Raw genomic sequence first — 25712 nt, forward strand, 5'->3', positions numbered from 1 at the left:
CTGCAGATTCGCGGGCGAATCACCGGCGCTTGCGGTTGGGGGCGAAAGTTTGACAGTGTCAGGACGGACAACGACGATGGGAGAGCCCATCGCAGCTTCATGGGACAAGAGATGGCGGGCAAGGGAAGCGTTCTGGAATATTCGAAGATCAGCCGATCGAGATCCGCCTGACTGCTAGACTTCAAGGATGAACACAAGGATGCGAAACCCGGACATGGAATCCTGGATGGTCCTGTTGCGCACACCCGGACTTGGACCGTCCCTCCTGCGGCCGCTGATCAGCGAACACCGCGGGGCCAGCGCTGCGCTCGACTACCTGCGCAATGGCAGGAGCGGCCGCGAACTGACGCCCGAAGCGCGCGGCTGGCTGGATGCACCCGATCAATCTCTGCTTGCATCGGACCTGGAGTGGCTGGCGGCGCCCGCTCATCACCTGCTCGGCTGGAACGACCCCGACTACCCTTCGCTGCTGCAAGAGATTCCCGGCGCTCCGGCCGCCCTCTTCGTCGATGGCGATCCCAGCCTGCTGTGGATGCCGCAGATCGCCATGGTCGGCAGCCGCAGCGCCAGCGAGGCCGGAATGGCGACCACGCGTCGATTCGCGCGCGCACTTTCGTCAGCGGGATTCACGATCACCAGTGGCATGGCCGATGGAATCGATGGCGCCGCACATCGGGCGGCCCTGGAAGTGGGCGGCAAGACCGTCGCCGTGCTCGGAACCGGACCCGACCTGGTGTATCCACGCAAGCATCGCGGTCTGGCGGCAGAGATCGCCGGAAACGGCGCGCTGGTCAGCGAGTTCCCCCCCGGCACGGTTGGCAAGCCCGATCACTTCCCGCGCCGAAACCGGATCATTTCCGGGCTGTCTCTGGGAACGCTAATCGTCGAAGCCGGCTTGAAATCGGGGTCCCTGATCACCGCCCGCTACGCGAACGAACAGGGCCGCGAAGTCTTCGCCATCCCCGGTTCGATCAACAATCCGCTGGCACGCGGCTGTCATCAGCTCATCCGCGAGGGAGCCCGGCTGACCGAGTCGGTGGAAGACATCATCGGCGACCTGTCCAGCCTGGCGGCCAGTCTCGGCGATCGCCTGCGCGCGCGCCTGGAGGCTGGCCCGACCGATCCAGCGCAGGTCGCGAGCGGACGCGAGGCGCTGCCGGGCAAGCTGGATCCGGAATACCTTCGGTTGCTGGATGCGCTCGGACACGAGGAGGTGGCGCTCGATACGCTGGCCGAACGGACCGGCATGACCATCGCGGCGCTCTCTTCCATGCTGCTCGTACTCGAGCTCGAGGGCCTGGTCTCGGCTGCCCGAGGCGGAAAATACACCCGGCTCCCAGCTGAACCGTGAGCCTCGGCGTCTGCCGGGCAACTGCCTCGCCTGGCACCGGAACATCGACAGGCGTCCCAATTGGGTATAGTGCGCCGCCGCGGCGGGGCGTCTGCGCAGGCTGGCAACGCGACGGCTGGAGCAGTCCGGAAGTTCGGGCCGGCCACGAGAAGGAGGCAAAAGGGTGGCGGTTTGGCACGAGCAGGCGAAGCGGCCAGACTTGACAGTCCGCAAACTCGTGTGTCCTTCTGAATAGGCAAGTTCGTATTTCTCCCCTTTCAACTCAGATTCACGGCGCCCCATCCGGCGTTGTCACAACCCGGCGGCAAGGACCGCACCATGGCCAAGAACCTACTCATCGTCGAATCGCCCGCCAAAGCCAAGACGATCAACAAGTATCTCGGCAAGGACTTTCAGGTCCTGGCGTCGTATGGACATGTACGTGACCTCGTACCCAAGGAAGGCGCGGTAGATCCGGATCATGACTTCGCGATGAATTACGACCTCATCGAGAAGAACGAGAAGCATGTCGCCGCCATCGTCAAGGCGATAAAGCAGGCTGACGCCCTCTATCTGGCAACCGATCTGGATCGCGAAGGAGAAGCCATTTCCTGGCATATCGCCGAGATCCTGCGCGAAAAGAAGCTGCTCAAGGACAAGGAAGTGCATCGCGTCATCTTTTCCGAGATCACGCCACGGGCCATCAAGGAAGCGGTAGCCAATCCGCGTCAGCTGTCGATGGAGCTCGTCAATGCCCAACAGGCGCGTCGCGCGCTCGATTATCTGGTCGGCTTCAATCTCTCGCCGGTGCTCTGGCGCAAGGTTCAGCGCGGCCTTTCGGCAGGACGCGTGCAGTCTCCGGCCCTGCGCATGATCGTCGAGCGCGAGGAAGAGATCGAAGCCTTCATTCCGCGCGAGTACTGGTCGGTCGAGGCGGACCTGGCCCATCCCGACCAGCCGTTCAAGGCGCGCCTGCTCAAGCTCAACAACAAGAAATTCGAACAATTCGACCTGACCAATACCGAAGATGCACACGCCGCGCGCAATGCACTGCACAAGGCGGCACAAGGGCGCCTCGTGGTTGGCGAAGTGCAGTCGAAGGAACGCAAGCGTCGCCCTTCCGCACCGTTCACCACCTCGACTCTGCAACAGGAAGCGGCACGTAAGCTTGGCTACGCGACCAGCCGCACCATGCGCCTGGCCCAGCAGCTCTATGAAGGCATCGCGATTGGCGACGACGGCGTAGTCGGCCTGATTACCTATATGCGAACCGACTCGGTATCGATCTCCGACGAAGCCACGGGCGAGTTGCGTGAGGTGATCGTGCGTGAGTTCGGCCGCCAGTCGCTGCCTGACCAACCGAATGTCTACAAGTCGAAATCGAAGAATGCGCAGGAAGCCCATGAGGCAATCCGGCCCACTTCGGCTGCGCTGACGCCAAAGCGGGTCGCGGCCTATCTTTCACCGGATCATGCCAGGCTTTACGAACTGATCTGGAAGCGCACGGTTGCCAGCCAGATGCAGTACGCGACCATGAATACCGTCTCGGTGGATTTTCCGTGTGGTCCGGACGCAGCCTTCCGAGCCACCGGCACAACGGTGGTTGATCCGGGCTTCCTCGCCGTTTACGAGGAAGGCCGCGACCAGAAGGGCGCCGACGACGAAGACGATGCACGCAAGTTGCCGGCGATGAAGGTGGGTGAGGCCGTGCCCTTGCGCGACATCCTCACCGACCAGCATTTCACTGAACCGCCGCCACGCTTTTCCGAGGCCAGCCTGGTCAAGGCCCTCGAGGAATACGGTATTGGACGTCCGTCCACGTATGCCAGCATCATCCAGGTGTTGCTCAACCGCGAGTATGTGATCCTCGACAGTCGTCGCTTCAAACCGACCGATGTCGGGCGCGCGGTCGGTCGCTTCCTTGGCAGCCATTTCGCCCGCTATGTCGACTACGACTTCACCGCCAGGCTGGAAGACGAACTGGACGCGGTCAGTCGTGGCGAAGAGGATTGGGTTCCCCTTCTGAGTCGCTTCTGGAAACCGTTCAAGGCGCAGATCGACGAAAAGATGGAGACCGTCGACAAGTCCGAAGCCAGCGGAAGCCGCGTGCTCGGGGAAGACCCCAAGTCCGGCAAACCATTGTCGGTTCGACTCGGTCGCTATGGACCCTTCGCCCAGATAGGCACCAAGGACGACGAGGACAAGCCAAAGTTTGCGAGCCTGCGTCCGGGCCAGAGCATGCACACGATCACCATGGAAGAGGCGCTGGAGCTGTTCAAGCTGCCGCGTACTCTGGGCACCTCCGAGGACGGCGAGGAGATTACCGTTGGCATCGGTCGCTTCGGACCCTTCGTCAAGGTCGGCTCGACCTACGCCTCGCTGACCAAGGAGGACGATCCGTACACGATCGAACTGGCGCGTGCGCAAGAACTCATCAAGGCCAAGGCCGAGGCCCTGGCGAATCGCATCATCAAGGACTTTGGCAACGGCATACAGATACTCAATGGTCGCTATGGCCCCTACATCACCGATGGGGACAAGAATGCGCGCATCCCAAAGGACCGCGAACCGCCGACACTGACCGAGGCCGAGTGCGTCGAGTTGCTGGCTGCCGCCCCGTTCCGGCCCAAGCGTGGCTTTGCCAAGGGCGCCAAAAAGCAGGCGGCTGCGAAGAAGGCAGCAGGGGCCGGCGCCACGAAGAAGGCCGCCGCGAGCAAGACTGCAAAGAAAAAGACGGCGAGCAAGAAAACCGCGAAAAAGAAGACGGCGCGCAAGAAGACTGCAACGAAGAAGACTGCCGCCAAGAAGGCGCCTGCGCAAAAGAAAGCGCCGACCAGCCCGGCAGCTGCCGGCGAGAGCTGATGGCGAGCCAGATCGATCGTGCGGTCGCCGCATTGCGCCTGGGTGGCGTGATCGCATACCCGACCGAAGCGGTCTGGGGGCTGGGCTGCGATCCGCTTGATCGGGGCGCCGTTGCCCGGCTGTTTGATCTCAAGCAACGGCCACCGGGCCAGGGTGTACTCCTGATTGGCTCGAATTTCGAACAGTTCGCGGACTTTGTCGGTGCCTGCCCGGACTCGGCGCTGGCCCGTGCGAAGGCGACTTGGCCCGGTCCGAGCACCTGGATATTTCCGCGAAAAGAGCAAGTTCCATCCTGGATCGTCGGCGAACATGCAGGTATCGCGCTAAGAGTCACCGATCATCCCGTGGCTCGTGCACTGTGCGAGGCCTTTGGCTCTGCCCTGATTTCGACCAGCGCCAACCGGCATGGCCAGCCGGCTGCGCGCAGCGCCGGTGAAGTTCGCGACATGTTCGGCTCCGATCTGGCCGAAATCGTGCAAGGCGAACTTGGCGGGCTTGAGCGTCCAACACCGATACGCGACGCTATCAGCGGGGAATGGCTGCGTGACTGAGGGAGGGTTGATGGCCGCTGTGTTCGATACCGCCGGCGAGCGACATGTTTCAGGCGCTTCGCCGCTGCTGGCCGCCGCCGCAAGAGATCGCATCATTGCCTGGCGCAACGGTCGCGGCATACGTGTCTCGGAATTCCTCGACGACATACGCAAGGTCGCCGGGCAGCTGCCTTCAGCGGGCTGCGCGATCAATCTCTGCGAGGATCGCTACGGCTTCATCGTGGCCTTTTGCGCCGTCGCCAGCAAGGGTCAGGCGACCTTGTTGCCTACTTCCCGCGCCAACCAGGCCATTGCCGATGTGCAGTCCGATCATCCCGGCGCCTATCTGGTCGGCGATGCATCGTGCTGTATGGATTTGCCGAACCTGATTCGCCTGCCTGAACTGGGGCATCCAGCGTTCAACGAAGGCGCGCCGGTGCCGATGATTGAGGATGCCCGGATTGTCGCTATCGGCTTCACTTCCGGCAGCACCGGTCTGCCCAAGCCGAATACGAAGAGCTGGGGCAATTTTCGACTGAGCAGCGCCAACAACATCGATGCCATTCACGCGGCAACGGGCTTGTCCGCGGCACAGACAACCCATGTATTGGCGACCGTCCCCGCGCAGCACATGTACGGCATGGAGATGTCGGTCCTGCTGCCCCTGTTCGGGAACTTCGCAGTCCATTCGGGAAAAGCCTTTTTCCCTGCCGATGTCGCCCATTCGCTCGCCCAGATGCCTGAACCACGCTTGCTGGTCACCACGCCCGTGCACCTGCGTGCGCTGTTGCACTCCGCTGTGGAGTTGCCATCCATCACGGCCTTCATTTCGGCGACTGCGCCGTTGACTGCCGAACTGGCTAACGAGGTCGAACAGCGTTTCGGTGCGCCCGTTATCGAGCTTTTCGGATCAACCGAAACCTGCGTGATCGCGCACCGCCGCACGGCGAGCGAATCAGACTGGAATCTGTATCCGAATGTGGAACTGGTTGCGCAAGCTGACGGCACGCGGGTCGAAGCATCACACCTGTCGCAGCCAACGCTTCTGCAGGACATCCTTGAACTGCGCTCCAGGCGCAGGTTCCGCTTGCAGGGTCGCAACGCCGATCTGCTCGAGATTGCCGGCAAGCGGGCGTCGCTGGCGGATCTGACGCATCGCTTGCTGGGGCTGGATGGCGTTCTCGACGCAGTCGTGTTTCAGGTCGACGCCGATGCCGGTTCTCCTGTTCGGCGTATCGCCGCCCTCGCCGTTGCGCCGGGCCGATCTGAGAAGGAATTGCTCGGCGCAATGCGCAAGCTGATTGATCCGGTTTTCCTGCCACGGCCGCTGCGCCTGGTCGATGCCTTGCCGCGCAATGAAACAGGCAAGCTTCCGCGCCAGGCCCTGATCTCGGCCATCTCTGAAAGTTGATCAAGAGCAAGCAAGTGGGACTCTGTCTGCAGCATGACCGAATCCTGGCCAGAAACGCGGCCAATAAAAAGCCCCGAAGGCCAGGGGAAGCCTTCGGGGCCGGTTCGAAAACCGGTCTGGGGAGGGACCGATCTCCGGGGATCCTCCCAGGGAGGTGGAGGGATCCGGGGGTGCCGTTGCGTGCACCCGATGATAGAGACGGGTGTTGGCAGCAAATAGTTTCGTCCGCTCGTCGAGTTTCCGGAATTCGTTTATCCGCTATTCACTTTGGAAATCCCACCGGCATTGCAGGCCGTCAGTGCGCCTGATCCCAGTTGTCGCCGACACCGATATCAATAATCAGCGGCACGGCCAATTCTGCCGCGCCAGCCATGCGTTCGCGGACGCCTTCCCTGATCGGCTCCACACAGTCCTCACGGACTTCGAAGACCAGCTCGTCATGCACCTGCATGAGCATGCGCGCCTGATCACCCCGGTCTTGCAGCCAGTCGCCGACAGCCAGCATGGCGCGCTTGATGATGTCGGCTGCCGTACCCTGCATCGGAGCGTTGATCGCGGCGCGTTCCGCGCCAGCCCGCTGCGCCTGGTTTCGCGATGAAATGTTGTTCAGGTAGAGCCGGCGACCGAACACGGTCTCCACATAGCCCTCTTCATGCGCCTTGGCTCGAACCCGGTCCATGAACTCGTGAACCCCGGGATAGCGCTGAAAGTAGCGGGCGATATAGTCCTGCGCCTCACCACGCCCGATGCCGAGCTGACGGGCCAATCCGAACGCACCCATGCCGTACATGAGTCCGAAGTTGATTGCCTTGGCCGCACGACGCTGGCTGCTGTCGACATCCGACAAGGGAACGCCGAACACTTCGGCGGCGGTGCTCTTGTGAATGTCCTGATCTCCGTGGAACGCGGAGAGCAAGCCGGCGTCACCGGAAAGGTGGGCCATGATTCGCAATTCGATTTGCGAATAGTCAGCCGCGAGAATTTTCCAGCCCGGTGGCGCAATGAAGGCCTGACGAATCCGGCGGCCCTCCTCCGTGCGTATCGGAATGTTCTGCAGGTTCGGGTCCGAGGACGATAGACGCCCGGTTGCAGCAGTCGCCTGGTGATAGCTGGTATGCACCCGACCGGTATCCGGATTGACGATTTCAGCCAGCTTTTCGGTATAGGTCGAACGCAGCTTGGCCAGGCCCCGATATTCCAGTATCAAACGCGGCAGTTCGTGCGCATCGCTGATGGCCTCAAGCGCTTCTTCATTTGTCGACGGTTGTCCCTTGGGTGTCTTCAGAACCGCCGGCAGCTTCAACTCGTCAAACAACAATGCCTGCAACTGCTTGGGCGAATCGAGGCTGAAATGGCGTCCCGCCAATGCATGCGCCTCCTTGGTCAGCGTCTGCATGCGCGCTGCCAATTGTCGTCCCTGTTTGCGCAAAGCCTCCACGTCAACCAGGACCCCTGTCTGCTCCATGCGAGCGAGAACCGGTATCAGTGGAATCTCGATATTCTGGTAAACGGTGCGGAGTTTCTCGTCCGCCTCGAGCCGAGGCCACAAGGCGCGATGCAGACGCAAGGTGATATCCGCGTCCTCGGCCGCGTAGCGCGTCGCGGTATCCAGATCGACTTCGGAGAACAGGATCTGCTTGGCCCCCTTGCCGGCAACATCTTCGAAATGGATGGTTTCATAACCCAGGTGTCGGCGCGCAAGCGTATCCATGTCATGGCGGGAGGCCGTTGAATTCAGAACATAGGATTCGAGCATGGTGTCGTGGGCAACACCACGAACCCGAATGCCGGCGTTTGAAAGCACATTGACGTCGTACTTCGCATGCTGGCCGAGCTTGGCCTTGTCCGGATCTTCGAGGATGGGCTTCAATGCCGCCAACACGGTCTCGCGATCGAGCTGGGCGGGGGCGCCCGCGTAGTCATGCGCCAGCGGTATGTAGGCCGCCACCTTGGGCTCGACCGCAAGCGAGATGCCAACGATCTTCGCGCGCATCGGGTCGATCGATGTTGTTTCGGTATCGAAAGCGATCAAGTCGGCCTTGGCCAGCAGGTCCAGCCAGAACTGGAAACGCTCCTCATCCACGACCATTTCCTGGGTGCCCGGGCCCTGCAGCGCGGCATCCAGCCCCTCGACTGGCGCTGGAGCAGCAGGACTCTCCATTGCCTGCTTGGGACCCTGCTGCTCGTCGGCTGGAGAGGATACCTCCGCCTTCGCGTCCAGTTCCTTGAGCGCAGCGTTGAACTCGTAGCGACGATAGAGTTCGCGCAACTGCTCAATGTCCGGCTCGCGGAGCGAAAGGCCAGTGACTCCGGTGTCCAGCTCGACATCGGTCTTGATCGTCACCAGTTGCCGCGACAACTGCAAGTGCGGCAATGCCTCACGCAGGTTTTCGCCTATCTTGCCTTTGACATCACCCGCGCTCTCGATGACGCCGTCAAGTGAACCGAATTGCGCAATCCACTTGGCTGCGGTTTTTGGCCCGCATTTGTTGACGCCGGGAACATTGTCGACCGTGTCTCCGGTCAAGGCCAGGAAATCGATGATGCGCTCGGGAGGCACGCCGAACTTCTCGAATACACCTTCCTGATCCATCCTCGTATTGGTCATGGTGTTGACCAGACTGATGCACGGCGAGACCAGTTGGGCAAAATCCTTGTCCCCCGTTGATATCACCACGTCAATTCCCAACGATTCCGCCTCGCGAGCAAGCGTACCGATGACATCGTCCGCTTCCACACCGGGAACGCGCAGGATCGGAAAGCCAAGTGCGCCGACAATGGCAAGCATGGGCTCCACTTGCGCCTTCAGGTCCTCTGGAGTGGGCGCCCTGTTGGCCTTGTACTCCGGGTACATTTCATCGCGAAAGGTCGGCCCCGAGGCGTCGCTGACAAAGGCGACGTAGTCCGGTCGTTCCTTCAAGGTGGCGCGCAGCATGTTGACTACGCCAAACAGGGCTCCCGTGGGCTCACCCGCTGCATTGGTCAGCGGGGGCAGGGCATGAAAGGCCCGGAACAGGTAGGAAGATCCGTCGATCAGGACCAGGCGCTTTCGCGAGGACGTCATGGCAGATTCACGTTGTGTCGAGCATGCCAGCTTGGCCCGAGAAACCCGCGAATGCAACGGCGAGGACGGGGAGTTTCCTGGCCAGTTTCGCGCTTCCGTTTTCATCGCGTGGCCACGGTCTGAAACAGGAAGTTGTCAACAGCGCACATGGCGCCATGGCTCGTCGAGGGCTGCCGACGGCCGACGATGTTCCCGTATTCGTCAGGAGACAAGGGCGGCGGATCGGCAGGGGCGGGGGATTCGTCAGTGCAGGTCCTGAACGGGGCGGGTCAGCGCCCCTGGACCGCGATTCGTTCTGCTGATATGAGGCTCGCCGCAAGGTTTAATCGTTCAGCACGTGAAATTGATGCCTGGCCAACGGGAATACCGGCGGCCTCGGGATTTTTCGGGCTAGACTATGCCCATGAATTGTCTGGGAGGTTCGATCATGAAGCGCACACTCATCCTGCTGGCCCTCTTGCCCTCAATCGCGGCCACCGGAATCGCCTGGTCCGATGAAGATACGGCGACACCCCCTGCGCAGGAAACCTTCGGTAGCGCACCCCCGCCACCGGGCATGAATGATCCGGGTGTGGTGTCCAAACCGGCGCCCACCTCCTCTGCCGCCACAGCCGCCAGTTCGGATTCAGACTCTCTGAAGCCGGCAATGCCTGACACCAGCCCTGTTCGCTCGCAGGCGGCTCGCAAGCCGACCCCGGAGCAGATCATTGCCACCAGTGATTCGGTCTCCGAGCGAAAGCAGGGTACCGATACGGTCAAGGAATACCGCAAGAACGGCATCTTGCGCATGGTCCACATCATTCCCGAGAATGGTCCCGAGCAAATGTATCGCGATGAAAATGGCGATGGCCGACTGGATCGCGATGCTCTGGATGGGCCGGTTTCACCTGTTTACTTCTCGCTCTATCAATGGGACTGATGCGGAAGGTGTCCGTCCGCCGGATTGCCTACCACTCCCGCGGCACCAGGTAGTCTGCGAGTCGCGCCTCGTTGCTGCCCGGTTCGGGCTGGAAGCCGTATTCGAATCGGACCCTGGGGGGCATGCTCATCAGTATCGACTCAGCGCGTCCTCCGGATTGCAGCCCGAACAGGGTGCCGCGGTCGTAGACCAGGTTGAACTCCACGTAGCGCCCTCTTCGATAGAGCTGGAATTCCCGCTCGCGATCGGCAAACGGGGTTGATTTCCTGCGCTCCACGATCGGACTGTATGCCGGCAGAAAACCATTGCCGACCGCCTGCATGAACTTGAAACAATGGTCGAATCCGCCCTCGTGGAGATCGTCATAGAAGATTCCGCCAACTCCACGCGTTTCGTTTCTGTGTTTCAGGAAGAAGTATTCGTCGCACCACTTCTTGTACTTCTGATAGGCATCGTTTCCCGCCGTGGTGCATACCTGTTTCGCAATCGCGTGCCAATGTCGCACGTCTTCATCGAACGGGTAGAACGGGGTCAGGTCAAAACCACCGCCAAACCACCAGACCGGTTCCTTGCCTTCCGCATTGGCTTCGAAATAGCGCACGTTCATGTGCGTGGTTGGCACGAACGGATTGATCGGATGAAACACCAGCGATACACCCAGGGCGGTCCAGCTTCTTCCAGCCAGCTCCGGGCGGTGTTGTGATGCGGACGGCGGCAAGGCGGATCCATGAACCTTGGAGAAGCCTATGCCGGCCTGCTCGAAGACGTCGCCGCTCACCAGAATTCTTGTTCGACCTCCTCCACCTTCGGCGCGTTGCCAGAGGTCTTCACTGAATTTCGCGACCCCATCGAGTTGCTCGACCGCCATGCAGATCCGATCCTGCAATCCTGTCAGGTAGTGCTCGATGGCAGCGATGTGCGAGGAAGTACCGGACATGTGGGGACCGCATAGCAAGTGGAGCGCAAAGCCTAGCAGTTGGGCGGGGCATGGACCATGCAGATTGGAGTGAGCGTCGGCGAATCACAGCATCGACGCGCTCCGGTTGACGCTGACCATGAGGGTTGCACAAACGCATGAGCCCATTGTAATGACCCAGTAAATCTCTGCTCAGGTGTAACCTTCGGAGGAAACACCCATGAGTGCAGTGATGGAAGAAGACATCAAACGTTGGACGGCACGGCGGAAATCCGCCTTGGTTCTGGAAATCATCCAGGGCAAGACGACGGTAGCCGAGGCCAGTCGGCAGTTCGATCTGACACCGGCCGAGATCGAGGAATGGGTCGAACAGGGTAAGTCCGGAATGGAGAATGCCTTGCGTGCCAAGCCTGAAGACGTGCGCGAGCAGTACGAGCGCCAGCTCAAGGACCTGCAGGAAGCGTATGGCGAGGCCATGCTGGAGTTGCGCGCCCGAAAAAAATTGCAGTCCCTGTTGGGCAAGGACGAGACCTGATGGTCACGATCCAGCAGGGACTGCGGGAAGAAGGCGTGGAGGTCTCGATGACGCGGTTGTGCCGGTGGTTCTCGGTGCCTCGTCGATCGATGTATTACCGCTCTCGGAAGGCGCCTGCCAAGGTCAGGCCTGAACTGGCCGAGCCCATCAAGGCGCTCATCGAGAAGGAGCCCTCGTTCGGCTATCGAACGGTCGCAGGCTTGCTCGACATGAACAAGAACACGGTCCAGCGGATCTTTCAGCTCAAGGGCTGGCAGGTGCGCAAGCGTGCGGTCGGCAGCCGGCCGCGCATTGAGGCTAAGAAGTCGGTGGCAGAGCGCCCCGACCAGCGTTGGTCGACCGATCTGTGCCGGGTTTGGGGTGGCCGTGATGGCTGGCTGGTTCTCGCCCTGGTCGTCGATTGCCATACGCGCGAACTGCTGGGCTGGCATCTGTCGCGCAGTGGCAAGGCCACGACGGCCGCGGCGGCCCTGGAGCATGCGCTCATCGCTCGGTTTGGAACCCTCGGGCGCGTGAAGGCTCCCTTCCTGCTGCGCTCGGACAACGGCCTGGTCTTTACCAGTCGCAGCTACACGCGCCTGGTTCGCAGCTACGGCCTCGAGCAGGAGTTCATTACGCCGTACTGCCCGCAGCAGAACGGCATGGTCGAACGCCTCATCCGGACGCTCAAAGAGCAATGCGTACACCGCCATCGCTTCGAGAGTCTGCAACATGCCAGCCGAACGATCGGCGACTGGATCCAGTTCTACAACACCGAGCGCCCGCATCAGGCGCTCGACATGAAAACCCCCGCTCAGGCGTATGCTTTAGCGGCCTAACCTGTGCAGAAAGTGCTGGGTCATTACACCATGGCTGCGACCGGGATTCACGCAACGTCGGGCTTCGCCGAGTCCCCGCCTGGTCAATCGATCCTGTCTTCTGGCCTGAGAGCGGGCGAGTCTGAGACTCGCCCCTACCGGGCCCTGATTGCAGTTCGTGCGGCGCGCCGCCGGCTGCAAGAGGGCAATAAAAAACCCCGCAGGAGGACTCCTGCGGGGTTGGGATAAAGCGCTCAGCGATGACCTACTCTTGCATGGCTTGAGCCACACTACCATCGGCGCTGCTGCGTTTCACTTCCGAGTTCGGGATGGATCGGGTGGTTCCACAGCGCTATGTTCGCTGAGCAAGCGGTGGAGACAGCGCATGGGTATGCGCCAGTCTCACAGGGGGTCTTGGGACGTAATAAGTCGTTTTGGCTCGAGAGTTTTCTGTGTTGCTGAGGCTTGTAGCTGTGTTCATGCCGCAAGAAAGCTTCAACGAGAGGCTTTCAGAGAAGTGCGGTCTGGAACCGCTTCTTCGTGCAGCGATGCACACATGAAGCAACTTGGAGTTATATGGTCAAGCCGCACGGATCATTAGTAGTGGTTAGCTCGGCATTACTGCGATCACACCCACCCTATCAACCACGTAGTCTTCATGGTTCCTTCAGGAGCCTTGTGGCTCGGGAGGTCTCATCTTGAGGCGCGCTTCCCGCTTAGATGCTTTCAGCGGTTATCGCTTCCGAACTTAGCTACCCGGCAGTGCCACTGGCGTGACAACCGGAACACCAGGGATTCGTCCACTCCGGTCCTCTCGTACTAGGAGCAGCCCTCTCAAACCTCCAACGCCCACGACAGATAGGGACCGAACTGTCTCACGACGTTCTGAACCCAGCTCGCGTACCACTTTAAATGGCGAACAGCCATACCCTTGGGACCGACTACAGCCCCAGGATGTGATGAGCCGACATCGAGGTGCCAAACACCGCCGTCGATATGAACTCTTGGGCGGTATCAGCCTGTTATCCCCGGAGTACCTTTTATCCGTTGAGCGATGGCCCTTCCATACAGAACCACCGGATCACTAAGACCTACTTTCGTACCTGCTCGACCTGTCGGTCTCGCAGTCAAGCACGCTTATGCCATTGCACACAGTGCGCGATGTCCGACCGCGCTGAGGGTACCTTCGCGCTCCTCCGTTACTCTTTGGGAGGAGACCGCCCCAGTCAAACTACCCACCATACATGGTCCCCGACCCGGATCACGGGCCAAGGTTAGAACCTCAAACACACCAGGGTGGTATTTCAAGGTTGGCTCCATGCGAACTGGCGTCCACACTTCAAAGCCTCCCACCTATCCTACACAGACGAACTCAACGTTCAATGTAAAGCTATAGTAAAGGTTCACGGGGTCTTTCCGTCTTGCCGCGGGAACGCTGCATCTTCACAGCGATTTCAATTTCACTGAGTCTCGGGTGGAGACAGCGCCGCTGTCGTTACACCATTCGTGCAGGTCGGAACTTACCCGACAAGGAATTTCGCTACCTTAGGACCGTTATAGTTACGGCCGCCGTTTACCGGGGCTTCGATCAAGAGCTTCGCCTTGCGGCTGACCCCATCAATTAACCTTCCGGCACCGGGCAGGTGTCACACCCTATACGTCCACTTTCGTGTTTGCAGAGTGCTGTGTTTTTGATAAACAGTCGCAGCGGCCTGGTCACTGCGGCCCCAGTCTGCTCAGCTACGCATGTAGCCACAGACCGGGGCGCACCTTCTCCCGAAGTTACGGTGCTATGTTGCCTAGTTCCTTCACCCGAGTTCTCTCAAGCGCCTTGGGATTCTCACCCTGCCTACCTGTGTCGGATTACGGTACGGTTCTATCGCAGCTGAAGCTTAGAGGCTTTTCCTGGAAGCGTGGGATCAGTGACTTCGTCCTAAAAGGACTCGTCTCGGTGCTCGGCATAAAGAAGCGCGGATTTGCCTACGCCTCATGCCTACCTCCTTTCCCCGGGACAACCAACGCCCGGTACACCTACCCTTCTCCGTCCCCCCATCGCACTGCGATAAAGTGCTGGAATATTAACCAGCTTCCCATCGACTACGCGTTTCCGCCTCGCCTTAGGGACCGACTCACCCTGCGCCGATGAACGTTGCGCTAGGAAACCTTGGGCTTTCGGCGGGGAGGCTTTTCACCCCCCTTATCGTTACTCATGTCAGCATTCGCACTTCCGATACCTCCAGCAGACCTTACGATCCACCTTCACAGGCGTACGGAACGCTCCTCTACCGCTTACTCTTGCGAGTAAACCCCGAGCTTCGGTGCATGGCTTAGCCCCGTTAAATCTTCCGCGCGGGCCGACTCGACCAGTGAGCTATTACGCTTTCTTTAAAGGGTGGCTGCTTCTAAGCCAACCTCCTGGCTGTCTATGCCTTCCCACTTCGTTCACCACTTAGCTATGACTTTGGGACCTTAGCTGCGGGTCTGGGTTGTTTCCCTTTTCACGACGGACGTTAGCACCCGCCGTGTGTCTCCCGTGCTTGCACGTGCTGGTATTCGGAGTTTGCAATGGTTTGCTAAGTCGCAATGACCCGCTAGCCATAACAGTGCTCTACCCCCAACAGTGATACACGAGGCGCTACCTAAATAGCTTTCGAGGAGAACCAGCTATCTCCGGGTTCGATTAGCTTTTCACTCCTATCCACACCTCATCCCCGTCTTTTGCAACAGACGTGGGTTCGGGCCTCCAGTCCGTGTTACCGGACCTTCACCCTGGGCATGGATAGATCACCCGGTTTCGGGTCTACGCCGTGCGACTGTGCGCCCTATTCAGACTCGGTTTCCCTTCGCCTCCCCTAGACGGTTAAGCTCGCCACACAACGTAAGTCGCTGACCCATTATACAAAAGGTACGCCATCACCCCACGAAGGGGCTCTGACTGCTTGTACGCATACGGTTTCAGGTTCTATTTCACTCCCCTCTCCGGGGTTCTTTTCGCCTTTCCCTCACGGTACTGGTTCACTATCGGTCGGTCAGGAGTATTTAGCCTTGGAGGATGGTCCCCCCATGTTCAGACAGGGTTTCACGTGCCCCGCCCTACTCACTTTCATCGCACCAGCCCTTTCGAATACCGGGCTATCACCGTCTATGGCAGGCCTTTCCAGACCCTTCTTCTAGAACTGGTGCAACTTTTGGGCTGTTCCCCGTTCGCTCGTCGCTACTGAGGGAATCTCTGTTGATTTCTTTTCCTTCAGGTACTGAGATATTTCAGTTCCCTGAGTTCGCCTCCACGCGCCTATGTATTCAGCGCGGGATACTCCTAAAAGGAGTGGGTTTCCCCATTCGGACATGACCGGATCAATGCTTGTTGCCAGCTCCCCGGCCCTTTTCGCAGGCTGCCACGTCCTTCATCGCCTCTGACCGCCAAGGCATCCACCGTATGCGCTTAGTCGCTTGACCATATAACCCCAAGTTACCTCGGGATTACACGCAAACCACTCGTGTTACTTCGCCTACTTGCCTCAACGACACGTTCGACTCGTTCGAGCCAAAACGCTTATTACGTCCCAAGTTTTCAAAGATCACGAAGCCGGCCTCAACGCCGGTTCGTTTACAAAAGTGTGTACGCAGTACATTCAGAGTGGTGGGTCTGGGAGGACTCGAACCTCCGGCCTCACCCTTATCAGGGGTGCGCTCTAACCACCTGAGCTACAGACCCTCTTTGGCTTGTCTTTTGGCCCGCTGGACGGCAGCGCCCTTGTCGCTCACTCGGTCACGTACTGATGTACGCTCCCTCGTTCGCTCCGGCGGCCCCTTTGCCAGCGACCCAAAATCCGGCGCCAAAGCCCATCGATGGTGGAGCTTGTCGGGATCGAACCGACGACCCCCTGCTTGCAAAGCAGGTGCTCTCCCAGCTGAGCTAAAGCCCCAGGTGTCTGACTGTGCGAGGACGACCCCACACACCAAATCACGACGCTCCCGCGTTGATCAGCGATCAACCGGAACTCTGAATGCAGGTAACTTGTGTGGACGCCTTGACGCGGCGAAGCCATTTCTTAAGGAGGTGATCCAGCCGCACCTTCCGATACGGCTACCTTGTTACGACTTCACCCCAGTCATGAACCACTCCGTGGCAAGCGCGCCCCTTGCGGTTACGCTACCTGCTTCTGGAGCAACCCACTCCCATGGTGTGACGGGCGGTGTGTACAAGGCCCGGGAACGTATTCACCGCGACAATGCTGATTCGCGATTACTAGCGATTCCGACTTCACGGAGTCGAGTTGCAGACTCCGATCCGGACTGAGATCGGCTTTCTGGGATTGGCTTCACCTCGCGGTTTCGCAACCCTCTGTACCGACCATTGTAGTACGTGTGTAGCCCTGGCCGTAAGGGCCATGATGACTTGACGTCATCCCCACCTTCCTCCGGTTTGTCACCGGCAGTCTCCTTAGAGTTCCCACCATTACGTGCTGGCAACTAAGGACAAGGGTTGCGCTCGTTACGGGACTTAACCCAACATCTCACGACACGAGCTGACGACAGCCATGCAGCACCTGTGTTCTGATTCCCGAAGGCACTCCCGTATCTCTACAGGATTCCAGACATGTCAAGGCCAGGTAAGGTTCTTCGCGTTGCATCGAATTAAACCACATACTCCACCGCTTGTGCGGGCCCCCGTCAATTCCTTTGAGTTTCAGTCTTGCGACCGTACTCCCCAGGCGGCGAACTTAACGCGTTAGCTTCGACAATGATCTCCAAGTTGAGACCAACGTCCAGTTCGCATCGTTTAGGGCGTGGACTACCAGGGTATCTAATCCTGTTTGCTCCCCACGCTTTCGCGCCTCAGCGTCAGTGTTGTCCCAGATGGCCGCCTTCGCCACTGGTGTTCCTCCCGATCTCTACGCATTTCACCGCTACACCGGGAATTCCACCATCCTCTGACACACTCTAGCTAGCCAGTATCCACTGCAGTTCCCAGGTTGAGCCCAGGGCTTTCACAGCAGACTTAACTAACCGCCTACGCACGCTTTACGCCCAGTAATTCCGAGTAACGCTTGCACCCTTCGTATTACCGCGGCTGCTGGCACGAAGTTAGCCGGTGCTTATTCTTTGGGTACCGTCATTCAACCGAAGTATTAGTCCGGTCGGTTTCTTCCCCAACAAAAGTGCTTTACAACCCGAAGGCCTTCTTCACACACGCGGCATGGCTGGATCAGGCTTGCGCCCATTGTCCAATATTCCCCACTGCTGCCTCCCGTAGGAGTCTGGACCGTGTCTCAGTTCCAGTGTGGCTGATCATCCTCTCAGACCAGCTACGGATCGTCGCCTTGGTAGGCCTTTACCCCACCAACTAGCTAATCCGGCATCGGCTCATCCAATCGCGTGAGGCCCGAAGGTCCCCCACTTTCACCCGTAGGTCGTATGCGGTATTAGCGTAAGTTTCCCTACGTTATCCCCCACAACAGGGTAGATTCCGATGCATTCCTCACCCGTCCGCCGCTCGCCGGCATCCCGAAGGACCCGCTGCCGCTCGACTTGCATGTGTTAGGCCTGCCGCCAGCGTTCACTCTGAGCCAGGATCAAACTCTTCAGTTGAACCTTCTAACCTTCCGGGTTGCCCCTTCCGGTTTGTTCCTGAACGTTTAACCCAAGCTTTCTCAAACTATGGCTTATAGCTTTTGCTTGATCTTGCTTGGACGTTCTTGATGCTTTGGACTTTCGTCCACACCAAGGCGCCCACACAAGATACCTGCGCACACTGTCAAAGAACCTTCGCGTCGCCGGAATTTGCATCCCGGCACCTGACCACCTTTCGTCGTCAGCGAGCCGCACATCATACAACCATTTTTCTAACCGTCAACACCCTGCGACACCCCATCCCGCGGCGTCTCAGCCTGCCAACCCACCCCCCAATCACGGTCCCTTCCAGCGGCCCTGACTCGGCGGGGCGCGCATCCTAACCGCAGGCGGGAGTTTGGGGAAGCGGTTTTGTGCCTTGCCGGTGAATTTCGGCTTGTCGGGGATCGAATCGAGCACGGTGTTACCGCGATCGACTCAGCTCTCGACCAGACGCACGCGGGCAAAATTGCGCTTGCCGACCTGTACGACACCTTCGAAGCCGGGCGCGAAGACACGCTGCGAATCCACCACGACTTCGGCGTCGATACGCACGGCATTCTCCTTGAGCTTGCGATTGGCCTCGGAGTTGCTGGCGGTCAGCCCGCAGGCAGTCAGCAATGCAGCAAGGCGCAATCCCTCGGCCGGAACCGGGATCTCGCTCAAAGGCAGCTGGCTGGTGTCGCCCTGGCCACGCACCACTGCATTCCAGCCCGCAATGGCCAGCTCGGCGGCGGCGGCATCATGGAATCGAGTGGCGAGCTCTCGCGCCAGGCGCAGCTTGAGATCACGCGGATTGAGCTGACCCGAGGCGATATCGGCCTTGAGGACTTCCATTTCTGCAACCGAAATGTCGAAGCTGAGCAGCTCGATCCAGCGCCACATCAGCTCGTCGCCGATCTTCAATGTCTTGGTCACGATATCGATGGCCGGCTCATTGATACCAATGTAGTTGCCGAGTGACTTGGACATCTTGGCTACGCCGTCCAGCCCTTCGAGCAGGGGCATGGTCAGAACCACTTGCGGCGGTTGGCCGAAATGCTCCTGCAAGCCGCGCCCCATCAGCAGATTGAACTTCTGATCGGTGCCGCCAAGCTCCACGTCGGCCTTGAGGGCCACCGAGTCATAGCCCTGAACCAGCGGATACAGGAACTCGTGAATGGAAATGGGTTGCTGGGCCGCGTAGCGCTTGGCAAAGTCGTCTCGCTCTAGCATCCGCGCAACGGTGTACTGGCCGGCCAGCTTGACCATGCCGGCGGCTCCCAGAGTGGCGAACCACTCGGAGTTGAAGCGCACTTCGGTGCGTTCGCGGTCAAGCACCTTGAACACCTGATCGGTGTAGGTAACCGCATTGGCTTCGACATCTTCGCGTGTCAGAGGCTTGCGCGTCGCATTCTTGCCGGTCGGATCGCCGATCATTCCGGTGAAGTCGCCAATCAGGAAAATGACCTGATGACCCAGATCCTGGAATTGACGCATCTTGTTGAGCAGCACGGTATGCCCGATGTGCAGGTCCGGAGCCGTGGGATCAAATCCGGCCTTGATGCGCAGGGGCCGACCCAGCCGCAGGCGCGCTTCCAGCTCATCGCGCTTGATGATTTCTTCGGCGCCGCGATCGATCAATTCGAGCGCTGATGAGATGTCGACCATGGAGTCCTCTGGATAATGGGGATGCGCGGTGGGGATGGCGCGGCGGACCGCTGGCTCACCCCAATCCGAGACGATCAGGTTAAGTGTTTGTTAATCGAGGAAAGTTTTAGCAGGCCCGCGCCATTATTGACATTGACGCCGCTCGCAAACGGCCGCTATGGTACGACGCCAGTATCCGGAACGCGATTGTGACCGAGACGTACCCGCCGACCCAGAGTGCCAGACAAATGGCTCGTCGACTCGCAGTCCGGCGCCGGGCTCGTCGTCAGCATCTCAAGTTCTACCTGCGCAACCACAAGTGGACTTTTCTGCGCAACGTCGCCGCTGCTCCGGTCTCCTGGCAGAAGGAACACTGGATTCTGGGCGGGACTGCGATACTGCTTACCGTGCTTGTTGGCGTCATCATGCCGACGTTCGCCAGTGCAACGCGTGGCGACGCATCGCAGATGCCATTCACGACAAGGGCGCTGGAGTTGCCTCCCTTGCCAGCCGGCGCAGATGCAGAGGCAGCCATTGCGCTGCTGGCTGACGACAGTTCCGATTTGAACTGGGACGTTGTCACGGTCGAGCCGGGCCAGACCCTTTCCGAGATTTTCAGCAACCAGGGTCTGGGTGCCAGCGTATTGAATCGCGCTCTAGCCTCCCAGGCCGATGCCGCATCGCTGCGGCAGATTCGACCCGGCGACGAATTCGCGTTCAACGTCGGCAGCGACGGAACCCTCAAGGCATTCCGCTTCGACCGCGATGAAGCAACCCGGGTCATTCTCGAGTTCAACGACGATGCCGTCGTCGAGACCTTGCAGGATCGCGCTGTCGAGCGACGCGTGCAGGTTGCCCACGGCGTCATCACGAGCTCCCTGTTCGAGGCCGGCGACCAGGCAGGCATGAGCGACCTCATGACACTCAAGCTCGCCAATGCGTTTGGATACGACATCGATTTCGCCCGCGACCTGCGCACCGGCGACAGCTTCAGCGTCATCTTTGACGAACTCTATCGCGAAGGCGAGCGCCTGCGTGCCGGCGACATCATCGCCGCGACCTTCACCAACCAGGGCAAGCGCTTCACTGCCGTCCGCTACACGAACTCGGCAGGCGAGACGCTCTACTACACCGAAGATGGCCGCCCGCTGCGCAAGGCCTTCCTGCGCACGCCGGTCGAGTTCACGCGCATCTCCTCGAAGTTCAGCAGCGGAAGAATGCACCCGATCCTCGGCAAGATGCGCGCCCACCGTGGTGTCGACTATGCCGCCCCGAAGGGCACCCCCATTCGAGCAGCCGGCGCCGGCAAGATCGTGTTCCGCGGCCGCCAGAACGGCTACGGCAACGTGGTCATCATCCAGCACGCAGGCAAGTTCACCACCCTGTACGGACACATGTCGCGTTTCGCGAGCGGCAAGGTCGGACAGCGCGTCAGCCAGGGCGAGACCATCGGCTATGTCGGCATGACCGGCCTGGCCAGCGGGCCTCATCTGCACTATGAATTCCGCGTAGCCGGCAAGCACAGGGACCCGCTGACCGTCACCCTGCCCAAGCAGGAGCCCTTGCCTGCCAGCGAACTGGCCCGCTTCAACCAGGGCTCCGCCACCCTGCTGGCGCGGCTCAAGATGGTCGACTCGATCCGCCTCGCCCAGAATCACTGAGAACACCGATGAGCTCACTGTTCCTCGGGCTGATCTCGGGCACGAGTGCGGATGGCATCGATGCCGCTCTGGTTCAGTTCGATCCCGGGATCAGGGTCCTTGCGGCGCGCACCTCACGATATTCCGCCGCATTGCGCGACAAGTTGCTGGCGCTGACCGCGCCTGATGCGTCCATTCCGCTGGATCACCTGGGCGCCCTGGATGTCGAGATCGGTGAATGCTTTGCCATGGCCGCTATCGAACTTCTCGAACATGCCGGCCTGCGCGCAGCGGAAGTCGAGGCGATCGGTTCGCACGGCCAGACTATCCGCCACCGACCGAATGGGGTTCATCCATTCACGATGCAGATCGGCGACCCGGCCGTTATCGCCGAGAAAACCGGCATCTGCACCGTGGCAGATTTTCGACGGGCCGACGTTGCCGCTGGTGGACAGGGCGCCCCGCTTGCGCCGGCTTTCCACGCCGCCGCCCTGACCCGGTACCTGCCATGCGCAGTTCTCAACCTTGGCGGTATAGCCAATCTCAGCCTGCTCGACAGTGGCACCGAGGTGATCGGTTTCGATACCGGGCCTGCCAATTGCCTGCTCGATGCCTGGAACGCGCGCCATCGCGGAACCCCTTGCGATCGGGACGGCGAATGGGCGGCCACGGGCAAGGTGGATTCCGAATTGCTCGATACCCTGCTTGACGATGCCTACTTCAGGCTTTCTCCGCCCAAGAGCACGGGGCGTGAGGTATTCAACCTGGACTGGCTGGATCATCGCCTCGGCAATCGCGACAGGTCGCCCGCCGACGTGCAGGCGACCCTCCTGGCACTGACGGCCACCACGGTTGCAGACGCCTTGTCTGCGACAGCGTTCAGGCCCGGACGGGTGCTCGTGTGTGGTGGCGGCGTCCACAACCGCGGATTGATGGCCGCGCTGACCGTCGCGCTGTCTCCGACCCCTGTGGAAAGTACGGCGAGCGCCGGCCTCGATCCCGACTTCGTCGAAGCCGCGTTGCTTGCCTGGCTTGCTCGCGAACGACTGTCCGGCCGAGCCGGCAACCTGCCCAGTGTCAGCGGTGCGCGTGGACCGCGATTGCTCGGGGCGATTTTCGCTGCACCACCCTGAGCCCTGAACCGATCCACTGGCCCGGGCTGCGGGCTAGCTCCGTTTCCTCGGCACTACCGACTCGAACGTCGGGCCCGACTCGACCTGGCGAAATGCCTCCATGGCTTCGTGAAAAGCCTGGTTCTCGCTCTGGTTCCAGACTCCACGCATGGTTGCAATGTCCTGACGATCCTGCGCGGCCAGATGTTCGGTACTCAATCCGAGCGCGTAGCGCAGCGCACGCAGGGCCACTTCGTTGATCGTCCAGCCGCGTTCCTTGGCCAGCGCGGTCAAACGCTCGAAGGTTTCCTCGTCGATGTCCTTGACCCGAATTTCCGCCATGACCAGTCGTCAAATTCAGTGGTGCGGGGATTGTCGCAACTTTGCCGGCATTTTTCAGGGCATTCCGACACGTCTCAGGCGCTGGCCGCTTCCGAATTGTCGTGTGCCGCCGGAGCGATCCTTTTCCAGAGCCAGGCAAGTATCAGCAAGGTCGGGATAACCGACACACTGCTGATGACAAAGAACGTCGTGTAGCTGGACGCCTCGACGATGAATCCGGAAAAGCCGCCGACCAGTTTTCCAGGCAGATTGGCCAGAGACGACAGCAGGGCGTACTGGGTTGCGGTGTAGTGCTTGTCGACGAGGCCGGATATGAACGCGACAAGGACCGTTCCGGCAAATCCCTGGGACAGATTGTCGCCCGAAATGGTCGCGACAAAAGTCCAGATTTCGCCGGGATGCAAGGACATGAGGATAAACAGCAGGTTCGACAGCGCCACCGCAAGCGCGGCGACAAGAAGCGATTTGCGCACGCCCATGGCAGCCACCGCAAAGCCGCCAAGAAATGCACCTCCGATACCCATCCAGACGCCGTAGATCTTTGAAACGGTGGCGATGTCACTCTTGCTGAACCCGGTGTCGAGATAGAACGGCCCGGCGATGCTCAGCATCTGATCCGGCATCTTGAACAAACCGACGAAGGCCAGCAGGACCAGTCCGAGCACCCAGCCGTTGCGACGGAAGAATTCCGCGAAAGGCTTGATGTAGGCCTCGATGAAACCGGGACGGGCCTCGGAATCGATTCGCTTGCTCGAGGCAGGCTCCGGTGACATCAGTGTCGCCAGTGCAGGCACCAGGGCGAGTGCGGCCATGCACAGATATCCGATGCGCCAGCCGGCGAAGTCCGCCAGGTACAGGACCAGTGCACCGCCGCACAATTGCAGACCTATCCTGTAACCCAGCGTGTAGGTGGCTGCCAGTGCAGCCTGTTCATCGATTGGCGCGATCTCCACCCTGTATGCGTCGACCATGGTGTCCTGGGTGGCACCTGCCATTGCAGTGAATCCGGCCAGGGCGAGGAACAGGGGCACGGAAGCGACCGGGCCGGTCAGAGCCAGCGCCGCCAGTCCGCCGGCAATAGAAAGTTGCGCGGCCAGTAGCCAGCCACGGCGGCGGCCGAGCCGGCCGAAGAACGGCAGCTTGCGGGTGTCCAGCAGCGGCGCCCAGGCAAACTTGAACACGTAGAAGAACGTGAGGTAGCTGACCAGGCCGATCGGGCCCAGCGCCCACCCGGAATCGCGCAACCAGATGGCCAGTGTGTTGCCGACCAGGAAGAACGGCAGGCCGCAACCAAAGCCCAGGAAGAAAAGGGTAAGCGCGGAGCGAGTTCCAAATGTCGCAGCGGCAGCGCGCCATCCGCGCTTTCGGGTCGGGCCGGGTGCGTTCATTCGCTGTAGTCCACCGTGAACGGTGCGTGATCCGAGAAGCGTTTCTCGCGCTCGATGGAGCAAGCTTCAAGGCGCTCGCGCAAGCCTGGTGTCACCAGCTGATAGTCGATGCGCCAGCCGACATTGTTCGCGCGCGCCGCACCCCGATTGCTCCACCAGGTGTACTCCTGCCCCTCCGGATGCAGATGTCTGTAGGCATCAATCCAGCCGGAAGCCGTGGGCTCGCATTGGTTGTTCAACCACTCGCGCTCTTCCGGCAGGCAACCGGAGTTCTTCTGGTTGGACTTCCAGTTCTTGATATCCAGTGCGCTGCGTACGATGTTCCAGTCACCGCAAAGCACGTAGTCGCGCCCACTGGAAAGCCATTCGTCAAGAATCGGCTTCAGCCACCGCATGACTTCGAACTTGAAAGCCTGGCGCAATTCGCCCGACGACCCGGAGGGGATGTAGAAGGAAACGACGCTCAGGTTCCCGAATCGTGCCTCGATATAGCGCCCCTCGTCGTCAAACGGCGCCCAGCCGAGGCTCGTGCGCACCTCATCGGGCTCACGCTTTGCCAGAATTGCGACACCGCTGTATCCCTTCTTCGTCGACGCGTCTTTGTAGAAGCTGTGGTGACCGTCCGGACGGAACATCGGATCGATCAACTGGTCCTCCTGCGCCTTGGTTTCCTGGATGCAGGTGACATCGGCTTCCTGGAGTTTCAGCCACTCGAAGAAACCCTTGTTGGCCGCGGAACGGATGCCATTGGCATTGAAACTGATGATTCTCGTCATGGGGAGTGGCGAATGGGGGTTGGGGAAACGTAAGCAAGACTACCGGAACTGCTGTGTTGTGCCATGGCAGGGTGGTTGCGCAGCGAAGCCGGCTTTCGCGATTGCACGGAGTCTTGCACAATCCCCTCCCCAATCTCGAACCCCCGGTACCCGCATGCACGATTACCAGCGCGAGTTCCTCGAACTGGCCATTTCGCACAAGGTTCTGCGCTTCGGGGAGTTCACCCTCAAATCCGGGCGCGTCAGCCCCTATTTCTTCAATGCAGGCCTGTTTGACTCAGGATCGGCGCTGAGTACGGTGGGCCGATGCTACGCTGCCGCCGCCATCAGGGCCGGTGTCGAGTTCGATCTGTTGTTCGGACCGGCTTACAAGGGTATCCCGCTGGCCGCCTTGACCGCAGCGGCATTGTCCGCAAATCACGCAAAGGATTGCGGCTTCGCCTACAACCGCAAGGAAGCCAAGGATCATGGAGAGGGCGGCAATCTGGTAGGCGCGAAGCTTGCCGGCAACGTGCTCGTCGTTGACGACGTGATCACGGCCGGAACCGCGATTCGGGAGTCACTGCAGCTGATTGCCGGCAACGGTGCCCGGATGGCAGGCGTCCTGATCGCGCTGGACCGCCAGGAGCGTGGGCAAGGCCAACGCTCGGCGGCACAGGAGATCTCCGATGAATTCGGCATCCCGGTCATCCCCATCGTCAGTCTGACCGAATTGCTCGACTATACGCGCGAGCATGCGGAGTACGCCGCCGAGCTTTCCCTGCTTGAGGAATACCGCCACAAATACGGGGTGTGATCTCGGGCACTGCGTCACCGCGCCCGCCTCGCCTATACTTGACGGTCAAGAC

At 60.3% G+C, this 25712-nt stretch carries 16 protein-coding genes, 2 tRNA genes and 3 rRNA genes; 10 read left to right on the forward strand and 11 right to left on the reverse strand.

The genetic code is table 11. The features are described 5' to 3' along the window. Positions 1-187 precede the first annotated feature (187 nt). From dprA to R3F00_RS09725, 4 genes are all read left to right on the forward strand, one after another. Entirely contained in the window at positions 188-1351 is a 1164-nt protein-coding gene (gene dprA / locus R3F00_RS09710; protein ID WP_371281585.1) for a DNA-processing protein DprA, read from the forward strand. A 318-nt stretch (positions 1352-1669) separates the two neighbouring features. Further along, positions 1670-4192 carry a DNA topoisomerase I gene (locus R3F00_RS09715; RefSeq protein WP_371281586.1) on the forward strand — a complete coding sequence of 841 codons (2523 nt, stop codon included), beginning with the start codon at positions 1670-1672 and terminating at the stop codon, positions 4190-4192. Then, the gene (locus tag R3F00_RS09720; RefSeq protein ID WP_371281587.1) at positions 4192-4743 is read left to right on the forward strand and encodes an L-threonylcarbamoyladenylate synthase; all 552 of its coding nucleotides are present in this window, start codon (positions 4192-4194) and stop codon (positions 4741-4743) included. The genes R3F00_RS09715 and R3F00_RS09720 overlap by 1 nt, the downstream gene beginning before the upstream one ends. Positions 4744-4753: 10 nt before the next feature. Next, positions 4754-6133, forward strand: a complete 1380-nt coding sequence (locus R3F00_RS09725) for an AMP-binding protein (RefSeq protein WP_371281588.1) — start codon at positions 4754-4756, stop codon at positions 6131-6133. Positions 6134-6428: 295 nt separating this feature from the next. On the opposite strand, the gene polA is transcribed toward R3F00_RS09725, so the two are convergent. Beyond that, a complete protein-coding gene (gene polA / locus R3F00_RS09730; protein ID WP_371281589.1) occupies positions 6429-9197 on the reverse strand; it encodes a DNA polymerase I in 2769 nt (922 codons plus the stop codon). Positions 9198-9624: 427 nt separating this feature from the next. Here polA and R3F00_RS09735 point away from each other — a divergent pair, with 427 nt between their 5' ends. Beyond that, positions 9625-10116 carry a DUF2782 domain-containing protein gene (locus R3F00_RS09735; RefSeq protein WP_371281590.1) on the forward strand — a complete coding sequence of 164 codons (492 nt, stop codon included), beginning with the start codon at positions 9625-9627 and terminating at the stop codon, positions 10114-10116. A gap of 28 nt (positions 10117-10144) precedes the next feature. Here R3F00_RS09735 and hemF read toward each other — a convergent pair whose 3' ends face one another. Further along, the gene (gene hemF, locus R3F00_RS09740; protein WP_371281591.1) at positions 10145-11053 is read right to left on the reverse strand and encodes an oxygen-dependent coproporphyrinogen oxidase; all 909 of its coding nucleotides are present in this window, start codon (positions 11051-11053) and stop codon (positions 10145-10147) included. A 199-nt stretch (positions 11054-11252) separates the two neighbouring features. Here hemF and R3F00_RS09745 point away from each other — a divergent pair, with 199 nt between their 5' ends. Further along, positions 11253-11567, forward strand: coding sequence for a DUF1153 domain-containing protein (locus R3F00_RS09745; RefSeq protein WP_371281592.1), 315 nt, complete (start codon positions 11253-11255; stop codon positions 11565-11567). Then, entirely contained in the window at positions 11567-12385 is an 819-nt protein-coding gene (locus tag R3F00_RS09750) for an IS3 family transposase (protein ID WP_371281593.1), read from the forward strand. The genes R3F00_RS09745 and R3F00_RS09750 overlap by 1 nt, the downstream gene beginning before the upstream one ends. Before the next feature lie 231 nt (positions 12386-12616). Here the strand turns inward: R3F00_RS09750 and rrf are convergent. From rrf to tyrS, 6 genes are all read right to left on the reverse strand, one after another. Beyond that, positions 12617-12730, reverse strand: a 5S ribosomal RNA gene (gene rrf, locus R3F00_RS09755). Positions 12731-12940: 210 nt separating this feature from the next. After that, a 23S ribosomal RNA gene (locus R3F00_RS09760) occupies positions 12941-15820 on the reverse strand. A 182-nt stretch (positions 15821-16002) separates the two neighbouring features. Next, positions 16003-16079, reverse strand: a tRNA-Ile gene (locus R3F00_RS09765). 135 nt (positions 16080-16214) lie between these two features. Continuing rightward, positions 16215-16290 (reverse strand) — tRNA-Ala (locus R3F00_RS09770). 127 nt (positions 16291-16417) lie between these two features. Next, positions 16418-17956, reverse strand: a 16S ribosomal RNA gene (locus R3F00_RS09775). The 16S, 23S and 5S rRNA genes sit together here with 2 tRNA genes alongside, the layout of an rRNA operon. Positions 17957-18415: 459 nt before the next feature. After that, positions 18416-19627, reverse strand: a complete 1212-nt coding sequence (gene tyrS / locus R3F00_RS09780; RefSeq protein WP_371281594.1) for a tyrosine--tRNA ligase — start codon at positions 19625-19627, stop codon at positions 18416-18418. A 227-nt stretch (positions 19628-19854) separates the two neighbouring features. Here tyrS and R3F00_RS09785 point away from each other — a divergent pair, with 227 nt between their 5' ends. Further along, entirely contained in the window at positions 19855-21267 is a 1413-nt protein-coding gene (locus tag R3F00_RS09785; protein ID WP_371281595.1) for an OapA family protein, read from the forward strand. Between the two features lie 8 nt (positions 21268-21275). Beyond that, positions 21276-22379 (forward strand): anhydro-N-acetylmuramic acid kinase, encoded by a 1104-nt coding sequence (locus tag R3F00_RS09790; RefSeq protein WP_371281596.1) that lies wholly within the window; start codon positions 21276-21278, stop codon positions 22377-22379. Between the two features lie 33 nt (positions 22380-22412). Here R3F00_RS09790 and R3F00_RS09795 read toward each other — a convergent pair whose 3' ends face one another. The 3 genes from R3F00_RS09795 to R3F00_RS09805 all read right to left on the reverse strand — a co-directional run bounded on the left by R3F00_RS09795 (position 22413) and on the right by R3F00_RS09805 (position 24864). Beyond that, a complete protein-coding gene (locus R3F00_RS09795) occupies positions 22413-22700 on the reverse strand; it encodes a hypothetical protein (RefSeq protein ID WP_371281597.1) in 288 nt (95 codons plus the stop codon). A 74-nt stretch (positions 22701-22774) separates the two neighbouring features. Continuing rightward, the gene (locus R3F00_RS09800; RefSeq protein WP_371281598.1) at positions 22775-24088 is read right to left on the reverse strand and encodes an MFS transporter; all 1314 of its coding nucleotides are present in this window, start codon (positions 24086-24088) and stop codon (positions 22775-22777) included. Further along, positions 24085-24864 (reverse strand): exodeoxyribonuclease III, encoded by a 780-nt coding sequence (locus R3F00_RS09805; protein WP_371281599.1) that lies wholly within the window; start codon positions 24862-24864, stop codon positions 24085-24087. The genes R3F00_RS09800 and R3F00_RS09805 overlap by 4 nt, the downstream gene beginning before the upstream one ends. 154 nt (positions 24865-25018) lie before the next feature. Here R3F00_RS09805 and pyrE point away from each other — a divergent pair, with 154 nt between their 5' ends. Continuing rightward, the gene (gene pyrE, locus R3F00_RS09810) at positions 25019-25660 is read left to right on the forward strand and encodes an orotate phosphoribosyltransferase (protein WP_371281600.1); all 642 of its coding nucleotides are present in this window, start codon (positions 25019-25021) and stop codon (positions 25658-25660) included. Positions 25661-25712 lie beyond the last annotated feature (52 nt).

Origin of the sequence: Dokdonella sp. (assembly GCF_041395345.1) — a bacterium.
Classification (GTDB): domain Bacteria; phylum Pseudomonadota; class Gammaproteobacteria; order Xanthomonadales; family Rhodanobacteraceae; genus Dokdonella.

Excerpts from the sequence above, each read along its gene's own strand:
- R3F00_RS09790 (WP_371281596.1), top strand. The coding sequence starts at position 21,276 with ATGAGCTCACTGTTCCTCGGGCTGATCTCGGGCACGAGTGCGGATGGC.
- R3F00_RS09715 (WP_371281586.1), top strand. The coding sequence starts at position 1,670 with ATGGCCAAGAACCTACTCATCGTCGAATCGCCCGCCAAAGCCAAGACG.
- R3F00_RS09745 (WP_371281592.1), top strand. The coding sequence starts at position 11,253 with ATGAGTGCAGTGATGGAAGAAGACATCAAACGTTGGACGGCACGGCGG.
- R3F00_RS09805 (WP_371281599.1), bottom strand. The coding sequence starts at position 24,864 with ATGACGAGAATCATCAGTTTCAATGCCAATGGCATCCGTTCCGCGGCC.
- tyrS (WP_371281594.1), bottom strand. The coding sequence starts at position 19,627 with ATGGTCGACATCTCATCAGCGCTCGAATTGATCGATCGCGGCGCCGAA.
- R3F00_RS09800 (WP_371281598.1), bottom strand. The coding sequence starts at position 24,088 with ATGAACGCACCCGGCCCGACCCGAAAGCGCGGATGGCGCGCTGCCGCT.
- R3F00_RS09785 (WP_371281595.1), top strand. The coding sequence starts at position 19,855 with ATGGCTCGTCGACTCGCAGTCCGGCGCCGGGCTCGTCGTCAGCATCTC.
- pyrE (WP_371281600.1), top strand. The coding sequence starts at position 25,019 with ATGCACGATTACCAGCGCGAGTTCCTCGAACTGGCCATTTCGCACAAG.
- dprA (WP_371281585.1), top strand. The coding sequence starts at position 188 with ATGAACACAAGGATGCGAAACCCGGACATGGAATCCTGGATGGTCCTG.
- R3F00_RS09795 (WP_371281597.1), bottom strand. The coding sequence starts at position 22,700 with ATGGCGGAAATTCGGGTCAAGGACATCGACGAGGAAACCTTCGAGCGT.
- R3F00_RS09735 (WP_371281590.1), top strand. The coding sequence starts at position 9,625 with ATGAAGCGCACACTCATCCTGCTGGCCCTCTTGCCCTCAATCGCGGCC.
- hemF (WP_371281591.1), bottom strand. The coding sequence starts at position 11,053 with ATGTCCGGTACTTCCTCGCACATCGCTGCCATCGAGCACTACCTGACA.
- R3F00_RS09720 (WP_371281587.1), top strand. The coding sequence starts at position 4,192 with ATGGCGAGCCAGATCGATCGTGCGGTCGCCGCATTGCGCCTGGGTGGC.
- polA (WP_371281589.1), bottom strand. The coding sequence starts at position 9,197 with ATGACGTCCTCGCGAAAGCGCCTGGTCCTGATCGACGGATCTTCCTAC.
- R3F00_RS09750 (WP_371281593.1), top strand. The coding sequence starts at position 11,567 with ATGGTCACGATCCAGCAGGGACTGCGGGAAGAAGGCGTGGAGGTCTCG.
- R3F00_RS09725 (WP_371281588.1), top strand. The coding sequence starts at position 4,754 with ATGGCCGCTGTGTTCGATACCGCCGGCGAGCGACATGTTTCAGGCGCT.